Source organism: Nocardia sp. NPDC055002, assembly GCF_053608825.1.
Window position 1 is genome coordinate 258,125 of sequence record NZ_JBSGWE010000002.1, and the last position, 19,723, is coordinate 277,847.

Genomic DNA, 19,723 nt, shown 5'->3' on the forward strand with positions numbered 1-19,723 from the left:
ATAGTCGCGGCTGCGTACGGCCGCTGCAGTGGGGGAGAAGATGGGCGACAACCAGGCGCTGAGCAGCCGGCACATGACGAGGGCGCAATATCTCTGGGCCGCACTGGGTCTTGTGATGATCGGCGTCAGCTTGATTTCGGCACGGGGGAACATCGGCCACGTCTTCAAGGCGGAACCGGATTTCCTGCTCGGTCTGTCCTTGTCGATCAGCACGATCTTCTTCACCAAGGCGTTCTCTCGTTCGGGGATCGCGTCGGCAGTCCACCACATCCACGAACCGAGCGACCCCAATGTCGCTGCGGCACTGGATATCGCAGTCGGTCAGCGACTGCACGCCATGGGGCTGCACGAGAACATCGCACTGCTCAGCCGCGACATCGCGGTGGCGGGCAAGCGGATCAACGAGTTCTACGATCTGCAGGCGATGGATCCACGGTTTCACGCGACCGCGCCTCTGCTGCGTGTGGCGCTCACCGATATCGACGACGCGCTGGCGATTGTGAGCCGGGTCGCCGAGCGAATCGGAACAGCCGAGGTCAATCAGGTCTATCGCATTCCGGACGCGATGAAATCGCACCTCAACGATGCGCTGCGCGACGTCAGAGAAGCCTCGGCACGCCGCAACGAATCGTACGAGTCGCTGCGTGCTCAGATCGCGGGTGTGGCGGTCGACGACCTCTGGGGCGTCTTCGCGGTGCTCACCTCCGACACCCTCAAGGCGCAGCGCGATCTGGAATCGCTGGCGAGCAGGACTGTTCAGACAGTGCCCGCCGATCGGATTGCCGTCCTGCAGGGTTATCTCGATGCCTCATTGCTGCGTCTGGACAACGTGACCGAACTGATCCGTGAGCGCGGCCTCGCGGAGCCGCACACCCTGCAGATCGTGGGCCAGGACCTGCGGCGAGCTCAGGTGAAACTCGCTCGCGCACTGCAACTCGGCACCGATGAGCACGCGACCGGCGAGCAGCCTGCCGGTGAGTCGGCATCCAGCGAGCAGCCGACCACAGAACCGGGCCCCGCGGCACCGTAGAGGTGACACCCGGGAAGAGTCCGACGGCCTCCGCCGGTGGGTGTACGAGGAAACCGGCGGAGGCGCGACCGTCGCTGGGTAGGCGCGGTGTCGGGTTGTGCTCGGGGCACGAGGTGAATCCTGCTACCTCGAGTGCGCTCGAGGTCAAGCGGTTCAGCGGGGGGCGTGGACCAGTGGGGCGAGGAAGCCGGTGAGCTGGGCTGTCGAGGGTTGGCCGAGGCGGCGGCCGAGGTAGTCGGGGGCGTCGGCGGCTGCCCGGCAGCGGTCCTGGTCGGTGTTGGCCGGGTTGTCGGAATAGCGTTCGCCGAGCATGGTGGCCTTGGCGACCTCGCGTCCGGTGTGGAGTTCGTAGACGACGATCTCGTAGGTGGCGCGGAAGAGGTTGACGGTGCGCCCCACCGGTGCGCCGGGGGAGGGGTCGTACTGGCAGGTCTGCACGAGGTCGCGCAGTTCCAGCTGCTTCATGCAGGCGATGAGCTGCACGGTCGACGGGTCGTCCGGGTTCCACGCGGTCGGGTCGTCCGGGTGGACCATGGTCGTGAGGTCACCGGACAGATAGATCGGGCGCGCGCCGTCGCGCTCATAGGGCGCGGCGTTCGGGAACGGCTTCTTGTCCTCGCCACACATCCGGTCGTAGTCCGACATCTCGAATCGGCTCGCCTGCACTGCCGCGATCGCGAAGAACCCGGCTCCGAACAGCGCGATGAACAGCAGCAAGGCGACACCGGGCCCGACCCGCAGGCCCCGCCTGGGCGTACTCCGCTCCCGAACGGGACGGTTGTGCCACCGCTCGCGCAGTGATGGGCCGTTCCCGCGCCGCCACGACCGCCACCTGTCCGAGAGGGTCGGCTGTCGCGTCGTTCGGTCGTGTTCGACCCAATCGGACCAGTGCTCCGGGTGTTGCTGGGGAGCTGGGGTTTCCGGGGAACGATACGACGGTGCGACGGCGGGGGTGTACGCCTGTGCAGGGGTACTCCGCAATTCGGCCTCGCGGGTCGACCCGGCGGCACCGACCATGGCAGCAGCGCCCAACGCGGCCGCTGTACCGACCGCGGGAACCGACTCGGCAGTCGGGTTTTCGTCGGCACCAGCAGGTGCGCCCGCAGGGGCCACCTCGCCCCCGGGCGTGGGTTCGTGGCGTTCGATGGTCGGTGGATCGTCGATCGCACCCGATTCATTGCCGGCGACGGATTTGCTCAGCGAGACAGTGCTTTCGGACTGACCGTCCGATGATTCGGCTACTTCGCCGAGTGCGGGCTCGTCCAGGTCGATCGTGTCGTCGTCGAAAGTCTCAGCGCGTGTGGCGCTTTCGCTCTCCGGAGCAGTGCCCTCGGCGGTTGGCTCACGCTCAGGGGTGTCGTCCCGGGACGAGTCCAGTTCGGCACTGTCGGGGGGCGAAGTCTCGTCAGTCACCTGTTCGGCGGGTTCGGCGTCGGTTGTCGGCTCGTCGGGTGGTCCGATCGCTGTGGCCGATAACGCCGCGTCGTCGGACTCGTCGGCCTGCGCGCTGGTGAAACCGTCACTCGAAGAGGGGGATTCCGTTTCGCCTTCAGCGCGGGCCGACGTCGGATCCTCGGGGCGAACCGCCGTAGGGGGACGATGGGCGAGTCTGTCGATCGCGGCGAGAAATGCGGGTGTAGATGCGCGAGCCGAACCGGTCGACGCCGCAGGGGAACTCGGTGCGGTGCCGGAATCAGCTGCCCCCGAGGGGGAGCCGAGCTCCACAGCGGTCGGGGCGATGGGCCGGGAAGTGGCCGCCGGGTCGAGAGCAGCCGGAAAGCCCTGTGCTGTCAGTTCATCGGGGGAAGGCAACAGATGGCCCAGGTTCAACGCACCGAATACCCGGGTGACGTCATCGATGCTGAGCCGGACCGTGCGCCCGCTCTCGGCCTGGAAATAGTCGTGCAGCGCGCCGGCGTCGTCGCGATCGATCAGCACCGCGCGGTACCCGTCGGCGATCCTGGTTTCCTCGATGGTGATCTCGGCGCCGGGCTGGGCGACCAGCGCGATCACCGCGTTCACCCAGCCGAAGATTCCGGATTGCTGCAGCAGGCTCTTGGCCGCGAACACCTGTCGGCGCACCTGGACGAACGGGTTCGGCACCCGGACGGCGTGATAGAGCGCGGCCGGTTCGCCGTCGATGGTCCACGGCCCGTTCGGTGGGGTGGCGAGGGTGCCTTCCTGGCGGGCGGTGAATCCCTTCACCTCCACGATGGTCACGCTCTGCGGCGTGCACACCAACGCGTCGACCTCGACCGACCCGCCCCGGCTCTCCGGTACGTGACAGCGGAACACGGCGACGCCACCCGCCCGAAACGCCTGGTCACGGAGTGCCGCGCCGACGATCTGTTCCGCGCCTTCGAGTTCGCTCTCGTCCGCGACAACGACGATCACCACGACCCCCTGTGCACCTGACTGCGGACTGCTACCAGGATACGGCCTCCACTAGCCGTATCGAAACCGAATCCTGTTGCTGAGCAACGGCTTCGGCAATGTCGATTACCGATCTCACCACGGCGGCCCCGGGTTTCGTCTGCCCGCCGGTTCCGCACCGACCGGCCGAACCCATTCCACCGGCGGCTTCGTGATCTGACCTGCGACCAAGACGAGGCCGGTCGGCCGGTCTACCGCGATGAATCCGAAGGGGCGGTCGATGTTCACCGATGTGATCGTCGACCATGTCTTCTGCGGAATGCTGCCGAGGCGCATTGCCACGGCCGTGACGGCAGCCGCTTCGAAGCCTTCGGCGTCGAAGCGTGCGATGACGTCCTGGCCCGCGGCACCCAGCGCCAGCGGATCCGCTGCGAGTCCGGCGAAATGGGAACCGGGAACGTTCATCGAGGTGGACAGGCCGAACATCGCCGCATGGCGAGCGAGGTTGTGCTTGTTCTCCACCTCGAACGGCGGCATGGTCAGCACCACGGAGTCGCCACCGCCGAAGGTCTCCCGTCGACTCACCGACAGGCAGGGTGCCGTCGTGCCGACAGGCAGATCTGTCCGCACGTCGACGGTCCCGTCCAGAGCTGCGAGGCCGGTGGCCAGACCGTGCCGCGGATTCGCGCCGATCAACAGGTGCACGTCGAGTTCGCCCTTGCCGGTGACGATCACCCGGGTCACTTCGTCGTCGAGTACCGACACGCTGCCGTCGGGATGGCTCGTGCGGTACAGGCCGGGTCCCCGATGTCCTTGCCACGGACCGGTTTCCGGTGTGTAGAGGATCTCGTCGAACGCCTGCACCCAGCGGGTGCGTGCCATCAGCGCGGTCGCCAGCGCGAGCGCCGTGTCCGAGGTGATCGGCACCGGAAATTTCTTGATCAACCCCCGGGTCTGCTCGTTCGCCCACGCATCCAGTGCCGCCGGATCGCCCAGCTCCCCGACCGTCCCGGCGGGCATACTGCGAACCCACTCCTCGCGCAGGGTCAGCCCCGGCCGAACCCACGCCCCGATCGCTGTCGATACCTCCCGCGAAGTATCCAGCGATTTCAGCATGTCCAGCCCCGCCGAATGGGCCTGCTCCGCCGGAACCCCCACCGCCGCGGCGAGCTCATCTCTCGCCCGTCCGGAAGCAGCCCCCGCCAACACAGCGAGTAGTGGCCACAATCCGGCCCCCGACACCACCGCGTCCCCGCCCCCGAATGTTTCGCACCACCGCCCCGTCAGCGCATTCGATGCCCGCACATGCGGCAGAAGTGAACTCCCCATCCCCGGATCCTACGACCAGCCACCGACAATCCGCCACGTCGCCGAATTCCGTCAGCCCCGGACGATCCCCAGCCAGACATAGTCCCTGGCCCGCGTGACCGCGACGAACTGCTGGCGCATGATCAAATCCTGACGCTCCCGTTCGGCGTCGGTACCCGGCGGCGCCGGCTCGACGAACGGATGGATCACCGCGCGGAAATCCAACCCCTTCGCGCGATAGACCGTGCCGACCTTGACGCCGCTGTCGGTGTCGGCGCAGCGGTACTCGACGAGCTCCTGCGCGGCGATTCCCCAGCGGCGCAATAGGCGGAGCACGGCTTCCGCTTCGGCGTTGGTGATGGTGATGATCGCGGTGTCCGACAGCGAGATGCCCTGGGCGACAATATTGTCCAGCTGGCGACGAATGTGACCGTGCAGCTCGGCCCGCGCGCAGTACTGCCGTCCGGCGTAGCCGTCGGGAAGGGCGGCGTCGGTGAGATCGAGGCTCTGCCGTTCGCTGGTATCGAGGTCCTCGACGGGTCGTGCGCCCGGCAGGCTCGCCGCGAGTCGCAGGACCTCCCGGCGGTTGCGGTAGTTCTTGGTGAGCTTCTCGCTGCGCCCGACGATATTGACTTCGGCATCGACGAATCGCCAGCCGCCCGCGTAGATCTGCTGCTGGCGGTCGCCGACGAACAGCAGAGAGTTGGGTTCGTCGCCGGTCAGCGCGTGAACCAACCGCACGCTCTGCACGGTCATGTCCTGCATTTCGTCGACGACGACCATCGCGTACGGCTGCCGGAGGGGACGCGCGCGCAGTTCGTCGAGCGCTGCGGTGATGACATCGTTTCCGTCGAAGCATCCCCACTCGGTCCGGTACGCCTCATAGGCCTGGTACAGCTCCCACACGTGTCGGCGCTGACCGGTACGCAACGACACTCGGCGACCACGCCGATCCACCTCGGCATAGGCGGTGAACCCGGCGTCGTCGCAGGCGAGTCCACGCCCCTTGATCACCCGATCGACTTCCTCGCGCCAGTAGGGGAGCGCGGGCGAGATCTCCGCCAGTGGGCCCGCCCTGCCGACTCGCCCCCACGCGAGGTTGAAGGCTGTGTCGGCCCGCTTGAGTTCCATTCTCATCGGAATCCCGCGCTCGGTCAGGAACGCCTGCGCCCACGCGTGCAGGTTCGTGAACTCCGCCCGCCCGGCCGCATCGGGCAGCAACCGCGCGAACGCCGACTCCTGGCACGGCGGCAGGTTCTTCACCAACGTGGTGAACAGCAGCGGCCCGGTGCTGCGGCGGGCACGATGTGCCATCCGGTGTAGCGCCAGTACTGTTTTCCCCGACCCCGCCGGACCCACGATCCGTGCCGGACCGTTGTGATTGCGGGTTACCAACGCGAGCTGGGCGGGATCGAGGAAAGCCAGCCAGGTCGGGAACGGCTTGGCCAGCGCACCGGCAAGGTGGTCGGTATGTAGCGTTTCCACCTCCAGCAGGCCGTCTGTCTCGGCGGGCGGCTGCGCGGGGGCGAGCCGGGCGATCGGACGATAGTCGCGATGGCGCTGGGCGGTGTGCTCGGCGAGGTCGCCGGCCAACCGTGCGGGCATCACCGATCGCCGGCCCATCAGTGTGCGCACCGTCGCGTCGGTGACGACCACGAACCGGCCATCGCCGCCGGCACGTCGGCCCGGCGGCAGAACGAACACCAACTCGACTGTCTCCCGGACGAACTCATTGCGATTCGGTCCGATCGACACACCGGCAAACAGCTGTTCGGCCTGTGCGCGCAGCCGCCGCACCTGGTCGTCGTCCGGCAGCTCGTCGACCACGGCGAGCGCGAACACTCCACCGGGCCCGATGAGCAGCGCGTCACACCGACCAGTCGGAGCGGGCTGGGTCCGGTACACCGACAGCCGCCATCGCTGTCTGCCCGCCAACAGCAACGCTGTGTAGACGCCACGCAAACGCCCGGTCAGCCCGACGACGCTCTGCGCGAGCGCCTCTTCCGCGCGCAGACGCAGGAATTCCTCATCATTACCGGACGTCATCTCGGCCACCCCCGCTTGGTCCGTAATACTCCGTTCTTTCGAGTATCGGTGAATTACCAAGCAACAGAAAGTGTTTCGACCGAATCAGTCCAACGGACGTGGTCGGGTCACCGGACCTCGCGGGGGCGGAACTGGATGCTGATGCGGGGTCCGACGGGGCGTGCGGTCTTGGGGACCGCGTGTTCCCAAGTGCGCTGACATGCCCCGCCCATCACCAGGAGATCCCCGTGCCCGGCCGTGAACCGTACGCTCGCGCCACCGCCGCGCGGGCGTAGCAGCAGAGAGCGCGGCGCTCCGACCGAGACGATCGCGACCATCGTGTCGTGGGTGGCGCCGCGGCCGATCGTGTCGCCGTGCCAGGCGACGCTGTCGCGGCCGTCGCGGTAGAAACACAACCCGGCCGTGCGGAACGGTTCACCGAGTTCCGCCGCGTAATGCGCGGTCAATGCCGCCCGCGCATCGACCAGAATGTGATCGGGGAGCGGGTCGTTCTCCCCGAAGAACGACACCAGCCGTGGCACGTCCACGACCCGGTCGTACATCGGCCTGCGTTCGGCGTGCCAGGGGACGCGTTCGGCCAGTCGATCGAACAGCCGGCTCGCGCCGCTCAGCCAACCTGGCAGCACATCGACCCAGCTGGTCGCGTCGAGTGGGGTGCGCCGGATCGCCTCGATGGAACCCAGGGCAATCGCATCACCGTCGAACAGTGAACCTTGCAGGGGCAGCGACATGAGCGCCAGTCTACAACGTGTTCGAATGTATGTTCGATAGACGGCTCGTGGTGAGTGTCGCTCAGCGGAGTTCCTCGACCAGCCCGATGAGGACGCCGTCGGGGCCGCGCACGTAGGCGTAGCGGCAGATGTCTTCGTAGCGGGCGACCGTGCCCACGAGTTCGGCGCCGTGGGCGCGCAGGCGGTCGAGGACGTTCTCGACATCGTCGACGACGAATGTCAGGCGTGGGATGCCGGGGATGTTCACCGGCGCGTTCGGTGCGGCCAGGGTGGTCGTCGGCGAGCGGAACGTCGAGAGCTCGACCCGGCTGTGGCCGTCGGGTGTCCGAACGACGGCCATGTCGGCTCGGACGCCCGTCAATCCGAGCAGGTCGTCTGCCCATTGCCCCCCGACCGTCGCTTCGCCCTCCAGCTCCAGGCCCAGTTCTACGAAGAACGCGACAGCAGCCGCGAGATCTTCGACCACGATGCCGACATGATCCATCCGGTGGACCGTCATGATGTTCTCCTCGGGTTCGTTACGGCTCATTCTGGCCGGATCGTAATTTCGGACGCGCTGACGCTCGTCGTCTCGAGGCCCGGTCGGCTCTCGTGTCCCTGGGACGGAGTCGCCCGTGCATTCTCGACATCCCCTGCGCATGAATTGCCAGATTTTTCGCGCAGAGCATCGCGACGCGTCGGAAGCCCGGTCGACCGAGTCCGCCGAGGGCACTGTCGGCCGACCAGGTGCCGATCCCGGCAGCGGGCTCAGTCCTGCCAGCCGCTCGTGTCGAGAACCGTGTCCCACGTGTACGGCACCAATTCCGGATGACGCAGCCGGAGGATCTCGCCCGGCAGCGAGCCCGGCGGTGCCTTGCGCGGGTCGCCGACCGCCTGACGTTCGATGATGTCGGTGAGAACCCGCGTACCGCCGAGGCGTGGATAGGAGGCGTGGACCAGGTCCGCGAATCCCGGGGGTAGATCATCGGGGCCGCCACCGACGTCGAGGCCGATGCCGGTGACCGCGATCCAGATGGCGGCGGGTCGACGACGGCGGTACACGGGTGAGTCGCTGAGGCCGGTCGTGTGCGCGGCGATGGCGTCCCAGATGATGTCGACGCGCTCATCGTCGATGCCCTGCGCTTCGAGGAACTCGGCCGCGAAATCCGCGCCGTCGATCTCGAATCGCTGTGTGCCATCGGCACGGTCGGACAGGCCGATGTCGTGCAGCGCGCAGATGAGGTACATGAGCTCCTCGTCGTAGTCCGCGCCGGGCCGCAGGCCGTGCTCGGCGGCGTGGGCGCGTCCGAACAGGAACCCGCGAATGCTGTGATGGCACACCGATGTTTCGAGGGCCTCCTTGATCAGTCGGTGGGTGTCGATCGCGAGTGGTGTGGACGGTAGTGCCAGCGAGTCGATGCCGAATGTGTTCTGTGACATGAGGTTTGCTCCTATCGGCGTGCCCGGGTTGCGTGATGCCCACCAACCTTCAGGTTGGTTGAAGCATACGCTGAGTTTCAAGGAGGCTGAAGGTTCATGGCCGCAACAGCACGGTGCCGAAGGCGGTCCTGTCCTCCAGCATTCGGTGCGCCCGCGCGGCGTCGGCGAGGGGGAGGATCGCGTCGATCACGGGTGTCAGCAGGCCCTGTGCTGTCGCCGTGAGTGCCGCCGATCGCTGCTGGGCGACTTCGCCGAGCCAGGCGGTGCCCGCGCAGCCGGTGAGCGTGAGTCCGCGCAGGATCAGCTCGGTGGCACCCAGCTGTGCGGGTGCGCCGTCGAGCCAGCCGTAGCTGAGGATTCGGCCACCCAGTGGCGTGATCAGGTCGAGCAGCGGCGTCAGCGATGCGCCCCCGATGGAATCGAACACGACGTCGACCGTGCCGCCCGCGAGGAGATCGGCCAGCTGATCCGCCCAGTCGGGCGCGGTGTGATCGAGCACCTCGTGCGCGCCGCTGTCGCGCGCGAGCCGGGCCTTCTGTTCCCCGCCCGCGGTACCGATGACGCGCACGCCCGCGGCGGCGCACAGCTGAGTGAGGCAGCTGCCGACACCGGTGGCCGCCGCTTCGACCAGGACGGTCTCGCCCGCCGCGACACCCGCCGTCCGCATCAGCGCGAGTGCCACCGACCCCGGCATGAGGATCGCGGCAGCGTGCTCGGTGGTCAGGTCGGCAGGGATCGGTGTCACCGAATCGGCGTCGGCGACAACGAGTTCGGCGTAGGCGCCGAACCCGCTGGTCGACGCGACCACCCGGGCGCCCAGCAATTCCCGATCGACGCCCGCGCCGATATCGATCACCGTGCCCGCCGCCTGGAACCCGAAGACCTCGGGCAGCGGTGCGGGAAATGGAAACGCGCCAGCGCGAACCTTGGTCTCCGGGTAGAGCACCGGCACCACCTCGGTCCGGAGGACGACCTGCCCGTCGCCCGGGCGAGGGTCGCCGACCTCGCGCGCCACCAGAACGTCGGGTGCGCCGGTCCGGGTCATTACGATTGCCTGCATCAGAACTCCATAAGTTGACTGTCGGTCCAGATATGCGAACGATATGGACCGTCGGTCAACTTGTCAACGGATCGGCGGGTGCCGAGAAAGCGGGTGCGATGACCGACCGACGTCCCACCGAACGCGCCGACGCCGCGCGCAACCGTCGAGCGATCCTCGATGCCACCGCCGCGCTGCTGGCCGAACACGGCGCGGCCGGGGTGACGATGGATCGGGTGGCCGCGGCGGCGGGTGTCGGAAAGGGCACTATCTTCCACCGGTTCGGCAGCCGCGCGGGCCTGCTCTACGAGCTCGTCGCCGAGGGCGCCGTCGCGTTGATGGCGGCGGTGTCGAGCGGCCCACCGCCACTGGGACCGGGCGCACCGGCGACCGACCGGCTACTCGCCTTCTTCGACGCGATGACGTGCATGGTCACCGACGACGTGGAACTGATCGCGGCCTATCAGGCGATGCCGCCACATCCGCGCAGCGCCGAATTCCACACATTCTGGGCGCAGCACATCGGCACGCTCCTGCGCGAGGTCCGTCCCGATATCGACGCCGACACCGTGGGCGCGCTGTTGTTGTCGACGGTCGGCGGGGAACTCGCACAGCAACTGGCCAGGGCGGGCGAGGTCGACCGTTTGCGTGCGGCGGTCGCGGAATTGGTGCGTTCGGTGCTGCGCACCTCCTGAACGCCCCGTGCCGGAGCCGACTACCGCCGTGCTGCCGGCGGTAGTGGCCGACGCGGAAGCTGCACGGTGACGCGCAGTCCGCCGGCCGGACGCGGATCGAGTGCGAGGGTTCCACCGTGTGCCGCGGTGATGCTGTTGACGATCGCCAGGCCCAGGCCGATGCCCGCGTGGTCGGCGCGAACGCGTTCGGTGCCGCGCTGAAACGGCTCGACCAGTGTGGAAACCACCATGGGGTGCAGGACCGGGCCCGTGTTCTCGACGGTGAGCACCACCGTCTCGGGGCGCAGTCCGGTCGTGACCCACACGATGCCGCCTGCGGGCAGATTGTGGACGATCGCGTTGTGCACGAGATTCGTCGTCAGCTGCAACAGCAGGGCGTGGGAGCCGATGGTGGGGGTCACCTCGCCCGAGGTCTCCAGGATCACGCCATGTTCTTCGGCGAGGGCGAGCAGCGTTTCGGCGGCTTGTTCCGCGAGCAGGGAAAGGTCGACGTGTTCCCGGGTGAAAGACCGCTGATCGGCGCGGCTGAGCAGCAGCAATGCCTCGGTGAGGTCGATCGCCCGGGAGTTGACGGCGTGGAGGCGGTCGACCAGTTCGCCGGTGTCGTGGGTGCGGTCGTCGCGGGCCACGTCGAGCAGGGTCTGGGTGATCGCCAGCGGCGTGCGCAGTTCGTGGGAGGCGTTGGCGGCGAAGCGGCGCTGTTCGTTGACGTGTGCTTCCAGCCGGGCGAACATCACGTCGAAGGCGTCGGCGAGTTCGCGGAACTCGTCGCTGCGGCCCGGCAGCCGGATTCGGTGGGCGAGTGAGCCATTCGCGGCCGTCCGGGTGGCGGCGGTGATGCGGGTCAGCGGGGTGAGCATCCAACCGGCGAGAAACCATCCGCCCACCAGGCCGATCGCCAGCAGGAATGCCATCACGATGGTCACGAACGGCGCGAAGGAGCGCAGCAGCATGCCGCGATCGATCCAGAAATCGCCGCTGCTGGTGTAGATCCAGCCCTCGGGCAGGTACCACAGGTAATAGACACCCACGGCGGCGATGAGCAGCGAACCCACGACCATGATGAAGCCGGCGTAGCTGAGGGTGAGTTTGAGGCGAACACTCAATCCGGGCGCCCTACCCACGGTCTCGCCCGTCGCTGATGCGGTACCCGACACCGGCCACGGTGGCGATGACCCACGGTTCGCCCAGGCGTTTGCGTAGCGCGGAGACGGTGATCCGCACCGCGTTGGTGAACGGGTCCGCGTTCTCGTCCCACGCCCGTTCCAGGAGTTCCTCGGCGCTCACGACACCGCCTTCGGCGGCGATGAGCACTTCGAGCACCGCGAACTGCTTCCGGGTCAGAGCGATGTAGCGGCCGTCGCGGTAGACCTCCCGGCGGAACGCGTCCAGACGCAGCCCGGCGATCTCGCGCACTGGTGGCCGGTTGTGCGCGCGCCTGCGGTCGAGCGCTCTGAGCCGGAGGACGAGTTCGCGGAGTTCGAACGGCTTGGTGAGGTAGTCGTCGGCGCCGAGCCCGAAACTGCTCGCCTTGTCGTCGAGCCGATCGGCGGCGGTGAGCATCAGGATCGGCAGACCGCTACCGGAGGCGACGATGTGTTCGGCGATCTCGTCACCGGAGGGACCCGGGATGTCACGGTCCAGGACGGCGATGTCGTAGGTGTTGACGCTCAGCAGCTCCAGCGCGGCATCGCCGTCACCCGCGATGTCGGCGGCGATCGCGTCCAGGCGCAGGCCATCGCGAATGGCGTCCGCCAGATAGGGTTCGTCCTCGACGATCAGTACACGCATAGACGCTCGATTCTCCCAGCCGGGGGATATCGTCGGCGTATCCGAAAGCGCATACGCGTCGGCAACACCATGCTGCCTTGACTGAGGGGCATGAACCACCGTGAACCGGCGATCCGCCGTCTCCGATCGACCGCCCTCGCCGCCGTTGTCATCGTCAGTGCGGCGTCTGTCGGTGTCCTCGTCTACCAGTCGTTGCCGACCATGTCCACGGTCGCACGATCCATCGACACCTTGGTCGGCGGCCACCGCGGTCCGCCCGGCGCGACGCTCTTCGACGACGGGAATCCGTCCGTGGGCAACCTCGACTCCGATCTGCTCGCCGCCCTGCGCGCCGCTGCCGCCGATGCCGCGGACGACGGGGTCGAACTCGTCGTCAACAGTGGCTGGCGGTCGCCGGAATACCAGGAACAGCTGCTGCGCGAGGCAGTCTCGAAATACGGCTCGGAAACCGAAGCCGCTCGGTGGGTGGCAACCCCTTCCACGTCCGCTCACGTAGCGGGCGAGGCGGTCGATATCGGGCCGACCGACGGCGCGGCGTGGCTGTCCGCGCACGGCGCCGCCTACGGGTTGTGCCAGATCTACGCGAACGAACCCTGGCATTACGAACTTCGCTCCGACGCGGGGGAACTCGGCTGTCCGCCCCTGTACGCCGACCCGACCCACGATCCGAGGATGCAGCAGTGATCACGACAGCGTCGGCCCCCGTCGCAGCACGGGCCGGTCGGCCTGTGCCGACCCAGATCGTCCTCCGATTCTCCATCATCTATTTCGGCCTGCTCTGCCTGCTCCTGACCTATATCCCGTTCGCGCTGCTCGGCATCCTCGGCCGGTGGATTCGCGAATACCCGGGGCCGTGGAACATGCCCATCACCGACCCCGTCACCGGGCCGGTCGGTCGAGCGGTCTTCGGGGTCGACGCTGAGTTACACCAGGACTCCGGAGCGGGCGACCAGACCGCCGTCTGGGTACTGGTGTTCTGTCTGCTGGTCGTCGCGGCGACGGGCGCCGCGGTATGGACAGCCGTCGACCGTCGTCCCGTACCCGCCCGCGCGCTCGCCTGGTTCTCGCTGTTCCTGCGGCTGGCTCTGGGCGGGCAGATGATCGGGTTCGGGTTCGCCAAACTGATCCCTACCCAGATGCCGGCCCCCGGACTGGCTCAGCTGTTGCGGCCGTACGGCGAGATGAGCCCCGCCTCGGTGTTGTGGCTGCAGGTCGGCAGCTCGTATCCGTACGAGATGGCTCTCGGCGGGGTGGAAGTGGTGGCGGGGCTGCTGCTGTTCGTGTCCAGGACCGCAGTGCTCGGCGCCGCGTTGACACTGGCGAGTACCGCGCAGATTCTCCTGCTGAACATGACGTTCGACATACCGGAGAAACTGCTCGCCGCGCACCTGCTGCTGATCAGCGTGTTCCTGCTCGCTCCGTACCTGCGGCGCCTGACTGATGTCTTCGTGCGGGAACGCGCATGCGCGCCACTGACCCAGCCCGCGCTGTTCACCGACGCCAGGAAGAACCGACTCGCGATCTGGGCGGTGGCGGCGTTGGGCCTGTGGGTCGCGCTGGGAAGCGGCTACGACCGCTGGGTGGTCTGGCACGAACAATCCGGTGCCGCGAGCCCCAAATCCGCGCTGTACGGAATCTGGGAGGTGCGGGATTTCACCGTCGACGGGCTGCCGATCCCGCCGCTGACCACCGACGAGACACGGTGGCAGCGACTGGTTTTCGATGACCCGCAGCAAGCCGCCTACCAGCGGATGAACGGCGAACTGGTACCCGCGCACGCCCACTTCCGCCCCGACGGACACGTGGAGCTCACCTCGATGAACGCCATGGGCACGGTCGACCCCGGACCACCGTTCGCGACACTGTCCTCCGAGAAACCCACCCCGGACCGACTGCTGCTACGCGGAATACTGCACGACCGCCCGATCACGATCACCCTGGACCGCAAGGACCCCGACACCTTCACCTTGCGCAGCCGCGGATTCCACTGGGTCCAGGACTATGTGTACTTCCGCTAACGGGACAGGCTGTCCCCGTACGGCTTTCGCTAGAATACTTCGCGGCCCTGCGATGCCGGACCCGTGGCGCGTAGGTGTTCGCGCCGAGGCGGCCGACGATCGGCGCACTCGGGGGAGGGGGTGAGACAGTGCGGCAATTCGTCAGCGGTGCCATCGGTCTACTGATGGTCGGCGCGTTACTGGTCTTCTTCCTCGGCTTCGTCCCGATAGTCGTCGGGGTGATCAAGTTGCTCGAGGACCCGGCCGCGGCTCCGATGTGCGGTGACAGGCCGATGGAACGAGGGACCGTCTGCATCGAGTCCTCCCGCACCGGCACCAGCAGCACGCCATACCGGGAGGTGCTGCGCCAACAGCGTGACAGCCACGAGATCGGGATCGGTCTGGTGAAGGGCGGCGGCGCGATGATCGGCGGAAGCCTCGTCGTCGTCTTCGCCGGCGCCTACGTGGGCGGTGTGCTGGACGCCAGATGGGCTGCCACGCAGTCGTCCCGGCGGCGTCCCCGAGCTGAAACCTTTCGACGCATACCGGCGCCGACCTCGTCGGCTGCGATCGTCGACCCAGCTGCCGAGGAGCCGAGCCCCACCCCCGCCGATTCCCGCCGGGGCGACACCATGGCGGAATTCGGACGACAGTGTGAGCGTCGAGGTGACGTCACCGAGGCTGAGAGCTGGTATCGCCAAGGCGCCGGCCTCGGCAGTGCTTCGGCCATGAACAGGCTGGGTCGCCTGCTGCACGATCGCAACGCCGCGCAGCGTTTGTTCTCGCGCTTGCTGCACCGCACTGCCACCGCGAACCGCGCAGCCGAAGCCCTGCACTGGTTCCTCGAAGCCGCCGAGGCTGGCGACACCGACGCGATGGCTGCACTCGGCGCGCTGTTCGACGAGGACGGACAGCACGAGCAGGCCGAGCGGTGGTATCGCCGAGCCATCGACGCCGGTGACCGCAGCACCATGAACAACCTCGGGATGCTGCTCTTCGACCGAGGTGACTACGCGGAAGCCGAACGCTGGTGGCGGCGTGCCGCCGCCGCGGGCAGCGCGGCGGCGCGGCAAAACCTGCAGCGGTTACCGCACCGGACCCTCGCCCCGGCCGACCGCCGCGCGTCCCCACCCACGCGGACTGCCACGCCCCGACCCACTCCCGTGCTGCCGGACAACTACCAGACACTGCTCGCCATGGTGATGGGCGATCACGCCTCCGCCGAGGGTCTGATCGAATTCGAACAGCGACAACTGCCTGATGCGAACCGCGAGAGCTGGATTCGGCAGGCCATCACACGACTGCGGCATGACCGTCAGCGCTGAGGTCGTCGAGGCCGTTCGCAGCAGATCATCGGAGTCGGGATCTCCTTGCCCCTTCTAACTTATAGCTCACCCCGGGGCTTGCGGCAAGGCCCCGGTGGTGCTGCAGAATCGCTGGGCAATGCAGGGACCAGCCACATTCGGGAGTGACCAGATGCAAGAGATGACCACCGACGTGATCGTTGTCGGGGCTGGGCCGGCCGGGTTGATGCTCGCGGGGGAATTGGGGCGGGCCGGGGTGCGTCCGCTGGTGCTCGAACGTCGTGAACAGCCGGGCACCGCGCAGAAGGCCAGTGGTCTCGGCGGGCGGATTCTGGACGTGCTGCGCTATCGAGGACTGCTCGACCGGATGACGGCGGTCAGCGGCGACCCGAGTCCGAAACCGATCTTCCCCTTCGGCGGGGTGTACCTGGACTTCACCGGCCTCGATGAAACTCCGATGCACGCCATGGCGATTCCGCAGGCGCGGGTCGAGGAACTGCTCGCCGAGGACGCCGTCGACCTAGGTGCCGAGATCCGGCGCGGACACGAAGTGGTCGCGGTGACCCAGGACGACGACGCGGTGATCGCGGAAGTGAACGGGCCGGACGGACCGTACCGGGTGCGCGCCCGCTACCTGGTCGGCTGCGACGGCGGCCGCAGCCGGATTCGCGAACTGGCGGGAATCGGGTTCCCCGGCAGCACCTATCCGGAGGTCAACCGGCTGGCCGTGGTCGCCGTGCACGAGTCGGTGACCGTGCTCGACGACGGCGGCCTCGAGGTGCCCGGTTTCGGCCGGATCGATCCGGGCTTCACCCACACCGACACCGGGGTGTTCGCGCTGGGACGGGTCAGCTCCGAGGACCGCGTGATGTTCTTCCAGACCACCGAGAACGACGACGCCGAATACGACAACGACGAACCACTGACCATGGCCGAACTCGGCCACAGCGTCCGGCGTGTGCTGGGCGCGGAGGTTCCGCTCGGCGTGCCGACTCGCTTGTCGCGCTACCAGTTCCAGGACCGCCAGGCCGAAAACTACCGTGTGGGTAGGGTTTTCCTGGCCGGTGACGCGGCCCACCTGCTGCCCGCCACCGGTGCCGCGATGAATCTCGGCATGACCGATTCGGTGAACCTGGCCTGGAAGCTGGCCGCGGACATCCACGGTTGGGCACCGGCCGGCCTGCTCGACACCTACCACGACGAACGCCACTTCGCCGGTGGTCGCGCACTGCTGCAGACCCGCGCCCAGGCGGCACTTCGCCAGGGTCAGGACCCTGCCGCCGAGGCGCTGCGCACGGTATTCCAGGAACTGCTCTCCGACGAACCCGCGCTGCGCCGTATGGGAGCCCTCGTCGCGGGCACCGATCTGCGCTACCCGGTACCCGGAACCCCTTCGCTCACCGGTACTTTCGCTCCCGACCTGAGCCTGCACACCGACCAGGGCACCACCGCCGTCGCCGAGATCATGCGCGCCGCGCGACCGGTCTTCCTCGACCTGGCCGACCGTGCCGACCTGCGGGAGATCGTCGGGGAGTGGGCGCAGCGCGTCGACATCCACAGGGCCAAGACCGGCGATCGTCCCGCCGACGCACTCCTGATCCGCCCCGACGGTCACATCGCCTGGGCGGCGACGATCGACGAGGCGCCGGACACCGCCGCAGCTGGTCTGCGCGCGGCGCTGACCAGGTGGTTCGGCGTCCGGTAGTCGCGCGAACGCGAAACTCCGCAGCTGCCGGTGTCGACTTTCCGGCAGCCACGTGACCGGTATTGCGAACCGGCCCTCGATCATTCGATCCTGGGCCGGTTCGCGTTGAAATCCGTGCCCGTCTGTGGATTACTCCTGGGATGAATGCGATCTCGACAACCGACCAGCCTGCGACGCGCGCGGTGCCCGGCTGGTCGGTGCCGATGGTGTTCATCATCGCGGCGACCTCGCAATATGTGGGTGCGGCACTCGGCGTCTTCCTGTTCGACACCACTGAGCCGTCCACTGTCGCCTGGTTGCGGGCCGCGGCGGCGGGGGTCGCGTTGCTGGCCTGGCGGCGGCCGTGGCGAACCCGCTGGACACGGCGGGGCATCGCGACGGCCGCCGGCTTCGGCATCGTCACCGTGTCGATGAACATCGTGTTCTACGAGGCCATCGCGCGTATCCCGCTCGGCACCGCCGTCGCCATCGAATTCCTCGGTCCGGTCGCCGTCGCGACGCTCGGGTCGCGGCGGGCGCGCGACCTGATCGCCGTGGCGCTGGTGGCGGTCGGTGTGGTGTTGCTGGCCGGCGTGCAGTTCGACGTCGAGCCGGTCGGAGTGGGGTTCGCTCTCGCCTCGGCGGTCCTGTGGGCGGCGTACATCCTGGTCGGCAAGCGCGTCGCCGACACCGGTGACGGCCAGGATTCCCTCGCTGTCGGTATGGCGGCCGCGGCGGTGCTGCTGGCGCCGTTCGTGCTGATTCCGCAGCTGACGATCGATGCCGCGGTATTCGCCGACCCGCGGACCTGGCTGCTCGGTCTCGGCGTCGGCGTGCTGTCGAGTGCCGTGCCCTACGCGCTGGATCAGGTGGTGCTGACCGCGGTGGGACGCGCCCGATTCGCCTTACTGCTCGCGTTGCTCCCGGCGACCGCGACCGTCGTCGGCGCGATCGCCCTCGCGCAACGCCCCTCCCTGCTGGAACTCGCGGGCATCGCACTGGTCATGCTGGCATTGACAATCAGCGCCCTGCCCACCCGCCAGTCCGCGCCGGAACCGCCCGCACCGCTGTGACCGTCCGTCCCGATCATGCTCGAAACGCCGGCTCCGGGATGTGCTCCGCCAGGTGGAGTGAAGCTACGGATCCTGCCCGACACTTCATCGGAAAACACGCCGGGCGAGCTCTCGACGCGGAACTCGCACGGGGCATGTGTCAGTTTCCCTGCGCCAGGTAGTTGTAGATTTCGTGGACTTCGATGGTGGGCTGGTTGGGCATGCCTACTTCCATGCCGATGGGGCCGAGGGTGGACTCGGCGAAGCTCTGGAACTGCTCGGGGGTTTCCCACACGTCGGTGACGTGGAATCCGGTGTCGGTCTTCCTGACCAGGTGGAACAGGAGGCCGGGGCCGCCGGAGCCGCCGTGCACGAAGCCCATCTTCTCGAGGTCCTGGTCGTACTGTTCGAGGGTCGAGCCGGTGAATTCGAGTTCGACGGCAACCGCCATGACGGTCATCTCCTTGCGCGGTCGAGCGGGGTTGGAGTGACTTCGGGCCCGGCCCGACGAGCGGGGGGTCGCGATCGAACACCGTGACCCGGCGCTCCGATCGGATCACGATCGCTCTGGGCGACGGTGCGAACCCGTCGTCGCGATATGGTGCGCGTCACAGTCTAGTCCGGGGGTCATCGAGCGACAAGCGATCTCCTCAGCCCGCCCGAGGGTCCTCGACGGTCGACCAGACCATGCCGATGCCGGAGTCGGCGGGCGCTGTGCGCGGGCGTGGTGCAGTGCTGACCAGCTCGTATCCGAGCCGCCGAGGAACAGCCGCGCTGCGGACGTTGGCCGCGTCGCAATGGATTTCGACGCGACCGATGTGGGGGAGGGCGAGCGCGACGGTGGTCAGGGCATGGGCGGCGCGCGTGATGATTCCCCGTCCGGTGTGGGCGATATGGCACCAGTAACCGATCTCCAGTGCGGCCGGGTCGATCCTGTCGTGGAGTCCGATGCCACCCGCCACCTCGCCTCTCGCGGTGAAGATCCCGTAGAGGTAGCCGCCGTCGGGCGTCGGCCAGTGTGCGGCCGAGATCTGCAGGGAACGACGTTGCCCGGCGAGCGTCGGCGGCTGCCCGGCCCATGACATCCACGGGTGCAAGTGTGCGTGCGAGGCGCTCAGCGCGGTGAACTGGCGGGTCAGATCACTGGGGCGCCACCGGCGCAGCAGCAGATCGCCCAGATCGATCCGCTGCGGGGGAGTCGACCCGGGCTGAGCGCTGGTGCTGATGGTCATGGTCGATGATTGCGGACGCAGG

At 67.9% G+C, this 19,723-nt stretch carries 18 protein-coding genes; 7 read left to right on the forward strand and 11 right to left on the reverse strand.

From position 1 onward, the window contains the following. Positions 1–73: 73 nt before the first annotated feature. Positions 74–1,030 (forward strand): hypothetical protein, encoded by a 957-nt coding sequence (locus tag ACWF99_RS08410; protein ID WP_452535505.1) that lies wholly within the window; start codon positions 74–76, stop codon positions 1,028–1,030. Between the two features lie 153 nt (positions 1,031–1,183). On the opposite strand, the gene ACWF99_RS08415 is transcribed toward ACWF99_RS08410, so the two are convergent. From ACWF99_RS08415 to ACWF99_RS08445, 7 genes are all read right to left on the reverse strand, one after another. Continuing rightward, the gene (locus tag ACWF99_RS08415; RefSeq protein WP_452535506.1) at positions 1,184–3,427 is read right to left on the reverse strand and encodes an NERD domain-containing protein; all 2,244 of its coding nucleotides are present in this window, start codon (positions 3,425–3,427) and stop codon (positions 1,184–1,186) included. Positions 3,428–3,538: 111 nt separating this feature from the next. After that, on the reverse strand, positions 3,539–4,732 hold the full coding sequence (locus ACWF99_RS08420) for a serpin family protein (RefSeq protein ID WP_452535507.1): 1,194 nt from the start codon (positions 4,730–4,732) through the stop codon (positions 3,539–3,541). A 51-nt stretch (positions 4,733–4,783) separates the two neighbouring features. Beyond that, positions 4,784–6,757: a UvrD-helicase domain-containing protein gene (locus tag ACWF99_RS08425; RefSeq protein WP_452535508.1), complete on the reverse strand. Its 1,974-nt coding sequence runs from the start codon at positions 6,755–6,757 to the stop codon at positions 4,784–4,786. 107 nt (positions 6,758–6,864) lie between these two features. Next, entirely contained in the window at positions 6,865–7,488 is a 624-nt protein-coding gene (locus ACWF99_RS08430) for an alpha-ketoglutarate-dependent dioxygenase AlkB (protein ID WP_452535509.1), read from the reverse strand. Positions 7,489–7,549: 61 nt separating this feature from the next. Next, positions 7,550–8,017: a VOC family protein gene (locus tag ACWF99_RS08435; protein ID WP_452535510.1), complete on the reverse strand. Its 468-nt coding sequence runs from the start codon at positions 8,015–8,017 to the stop codon at positions 7,550–7,552. 218 nt (positions 8,018–8,235) lie between these two features. Then, complete coding sequence (locus ACWF99_RS08440; protein WP_452535511.1) at positions 8,236–8,907, reverse strand: HD domain-containing protein; 672 nt, start codon at positions 8,905–8,907, stop codon at positions 8,236–8,238. Between the two features lie 94 nt (positions 8,908–9,001). Then, the gene (locus tag ACWF99_RS08445; protein WP_452535512.1) at positions 9,002–9,967 is read right to left on the reverse strand and encodes a quinone oxidoreductase family protein; all 966 of its coding nucleotides are present in this window, start codon (positions 9,965–9,967) and stop codon (positions 9,002–9,004) included. Between the two features lie 98 nt (positions 9,968–10,065). Here ACWF99_RS08445 and ACWF99_RS08450 point away from each other — a divergent pair, with 98 nt between their 5' ends. Continuing rightward, positions 10,066–10,641 (forward strand): TetR/AcrR family transcriptional regulator, encoded by a 576-nt coding sequence (locus tag ACWF99_RS08450; protein WP_378626995.1) that lies wholly within the window; start codon positions 10,066–10,068, stop codon positions 10,639–10,641. 20 nt (positions 10,642–10,661) lie between these two features. Here the strand turns inward: ACWF99_RS08450 and ACWF99_RS08455 are convergent, their stop codons facing one another. Together ACWF99_RS08455 and ACWF99_RS08460 are read right to left on the reverse strand one after the other, a co-directional pair. Beyond that, positions 10,662–11,747, reverse strand: a complete 1,086-nt coding sequence (locus tag ACWF99_RS08455; protein WP_378626997.1) for a sensor histidine kinase — start codon at positions 11,745–11,747, stop codon at positions 10,662–10,664. A gap of 10 nt (positions 11,748–11,757) precedes the next feature. After that, positions 11,758–12,432, reverse strand: a complete 675-nt coding sequence (locus ACWF99_RS08460) for a response regulator transcription factor (RefSeq protein ID WP_452535513.1) — start codon at positions 12,430–12,432, stop codon at positions 11,758–11,760. Between the two features lie 90 nt (positions 12,433–12,522). Between ACWF99_RS08460 and ACWF99_RS08465 the strand changes: the two genes are divergently transcribed. From ACWF99_RS08465 to ACWF99_RS08485, 5 genes are all read left to right on the forward strand, one after another. After that, positions 12,523–13,116, forward strand: coding sequence for a M15 family metallopeptidase (locus tag ACWF99_RS08465; protein ID WP_378627001.1), 594 nt, complete (start codon positions 12,523–12,525; stop codon positions 13,114–13,116). Next, positions 13,116–14,450: a DoxX family protein gene (locus tag ACWF99_RS08470; protein WP_452535956.1), complete on the forward strand. Its 1,335-nt coding sequence runs from the start codon at positions 13,116–13,118 to the stop codon at positions 14,448–14,450. The genes ACWF99_RS08465 and ACWF99_RS08470 overlap by 1 nt, the downstream gene beginning before the upstream one ends. A 128-nt stretch (positions 14,451–14,578) precedes the next feature. After that, positions 14,579–15,754 carry a tetratricopeptide repeat protein gene (locus ACWF99_RS08475; RefSeq protein ID WP_452535514.1) on the forward strand — a complete coding sequence of 392 codons (1,176 nt, stop codon included), beginning with the start codon at positions 14,579–14,581 and terminating at the stop codon, positions 15,752–15,754. A gap of 151 nt (positions 15,755–15,905) precedes the next feature. Beyond that, complete coding sequence (locus ACWF99_RS08480; protein ID WP_452535515.1) at positions 15,906–17,438, forward strand: FAD-dependent monooxygenase; 1,533 nt, start codon at positions 15,906–15,908, stop codon at positions 17,436–17,438. Between the two features lie 140 nt (positions 17,439–17,578). Then, positions 17,579–18,490: an EamA family transporter gene (locus tag ACWF99_RS08485; RefSeq protein ID WP_452535516.1), complete on the forward strand. Its 912-nt coding sequence runs from the start codon at positions 17,579–17,581 to the stop codon at positions 18,488–18,490. A 139-nt stretch (positions 18,491–18,629) separates the two neighbouring features. Here the strand turns inward: ACWF99_RS08485 and ACWF99_RS08490 are convergent, their stop codons facing one another. Both ACWF99_RS08490 and ACWF99_RS08495 read right to left on the reverse strand, forming a co-directional pair. After that, positions 18,630–18,920 carry a hypothetical protein gene (locus ACWF99_RS08490; RefSeq protein WP_452535517.1) on the reverse strand — a complete coding sequence of 97 codons (291 nt, stop codon included), beginning with the start codon at positions 18,918–18,920 and terminating at the stop codon, positions 18,630–18,632. A 199-nt stretch (positions 18,921–19,119) separates the two neighbouring features. Then, the gene (locus ACWF99_RS08495) at positions 19,120–19,701 is read right to left on the reverse strand and encodes a GNAT family N-acetyltransferase (protein ID WP_452535518.1); all 582 of its coding nucleotides are present in this window, start codon (positions 19,699–19,701) and stop codon (positions 19,120–19,122) included. Between the last annotated feature and the right edge of the window lie 22 nt (positions 19,702–19,723).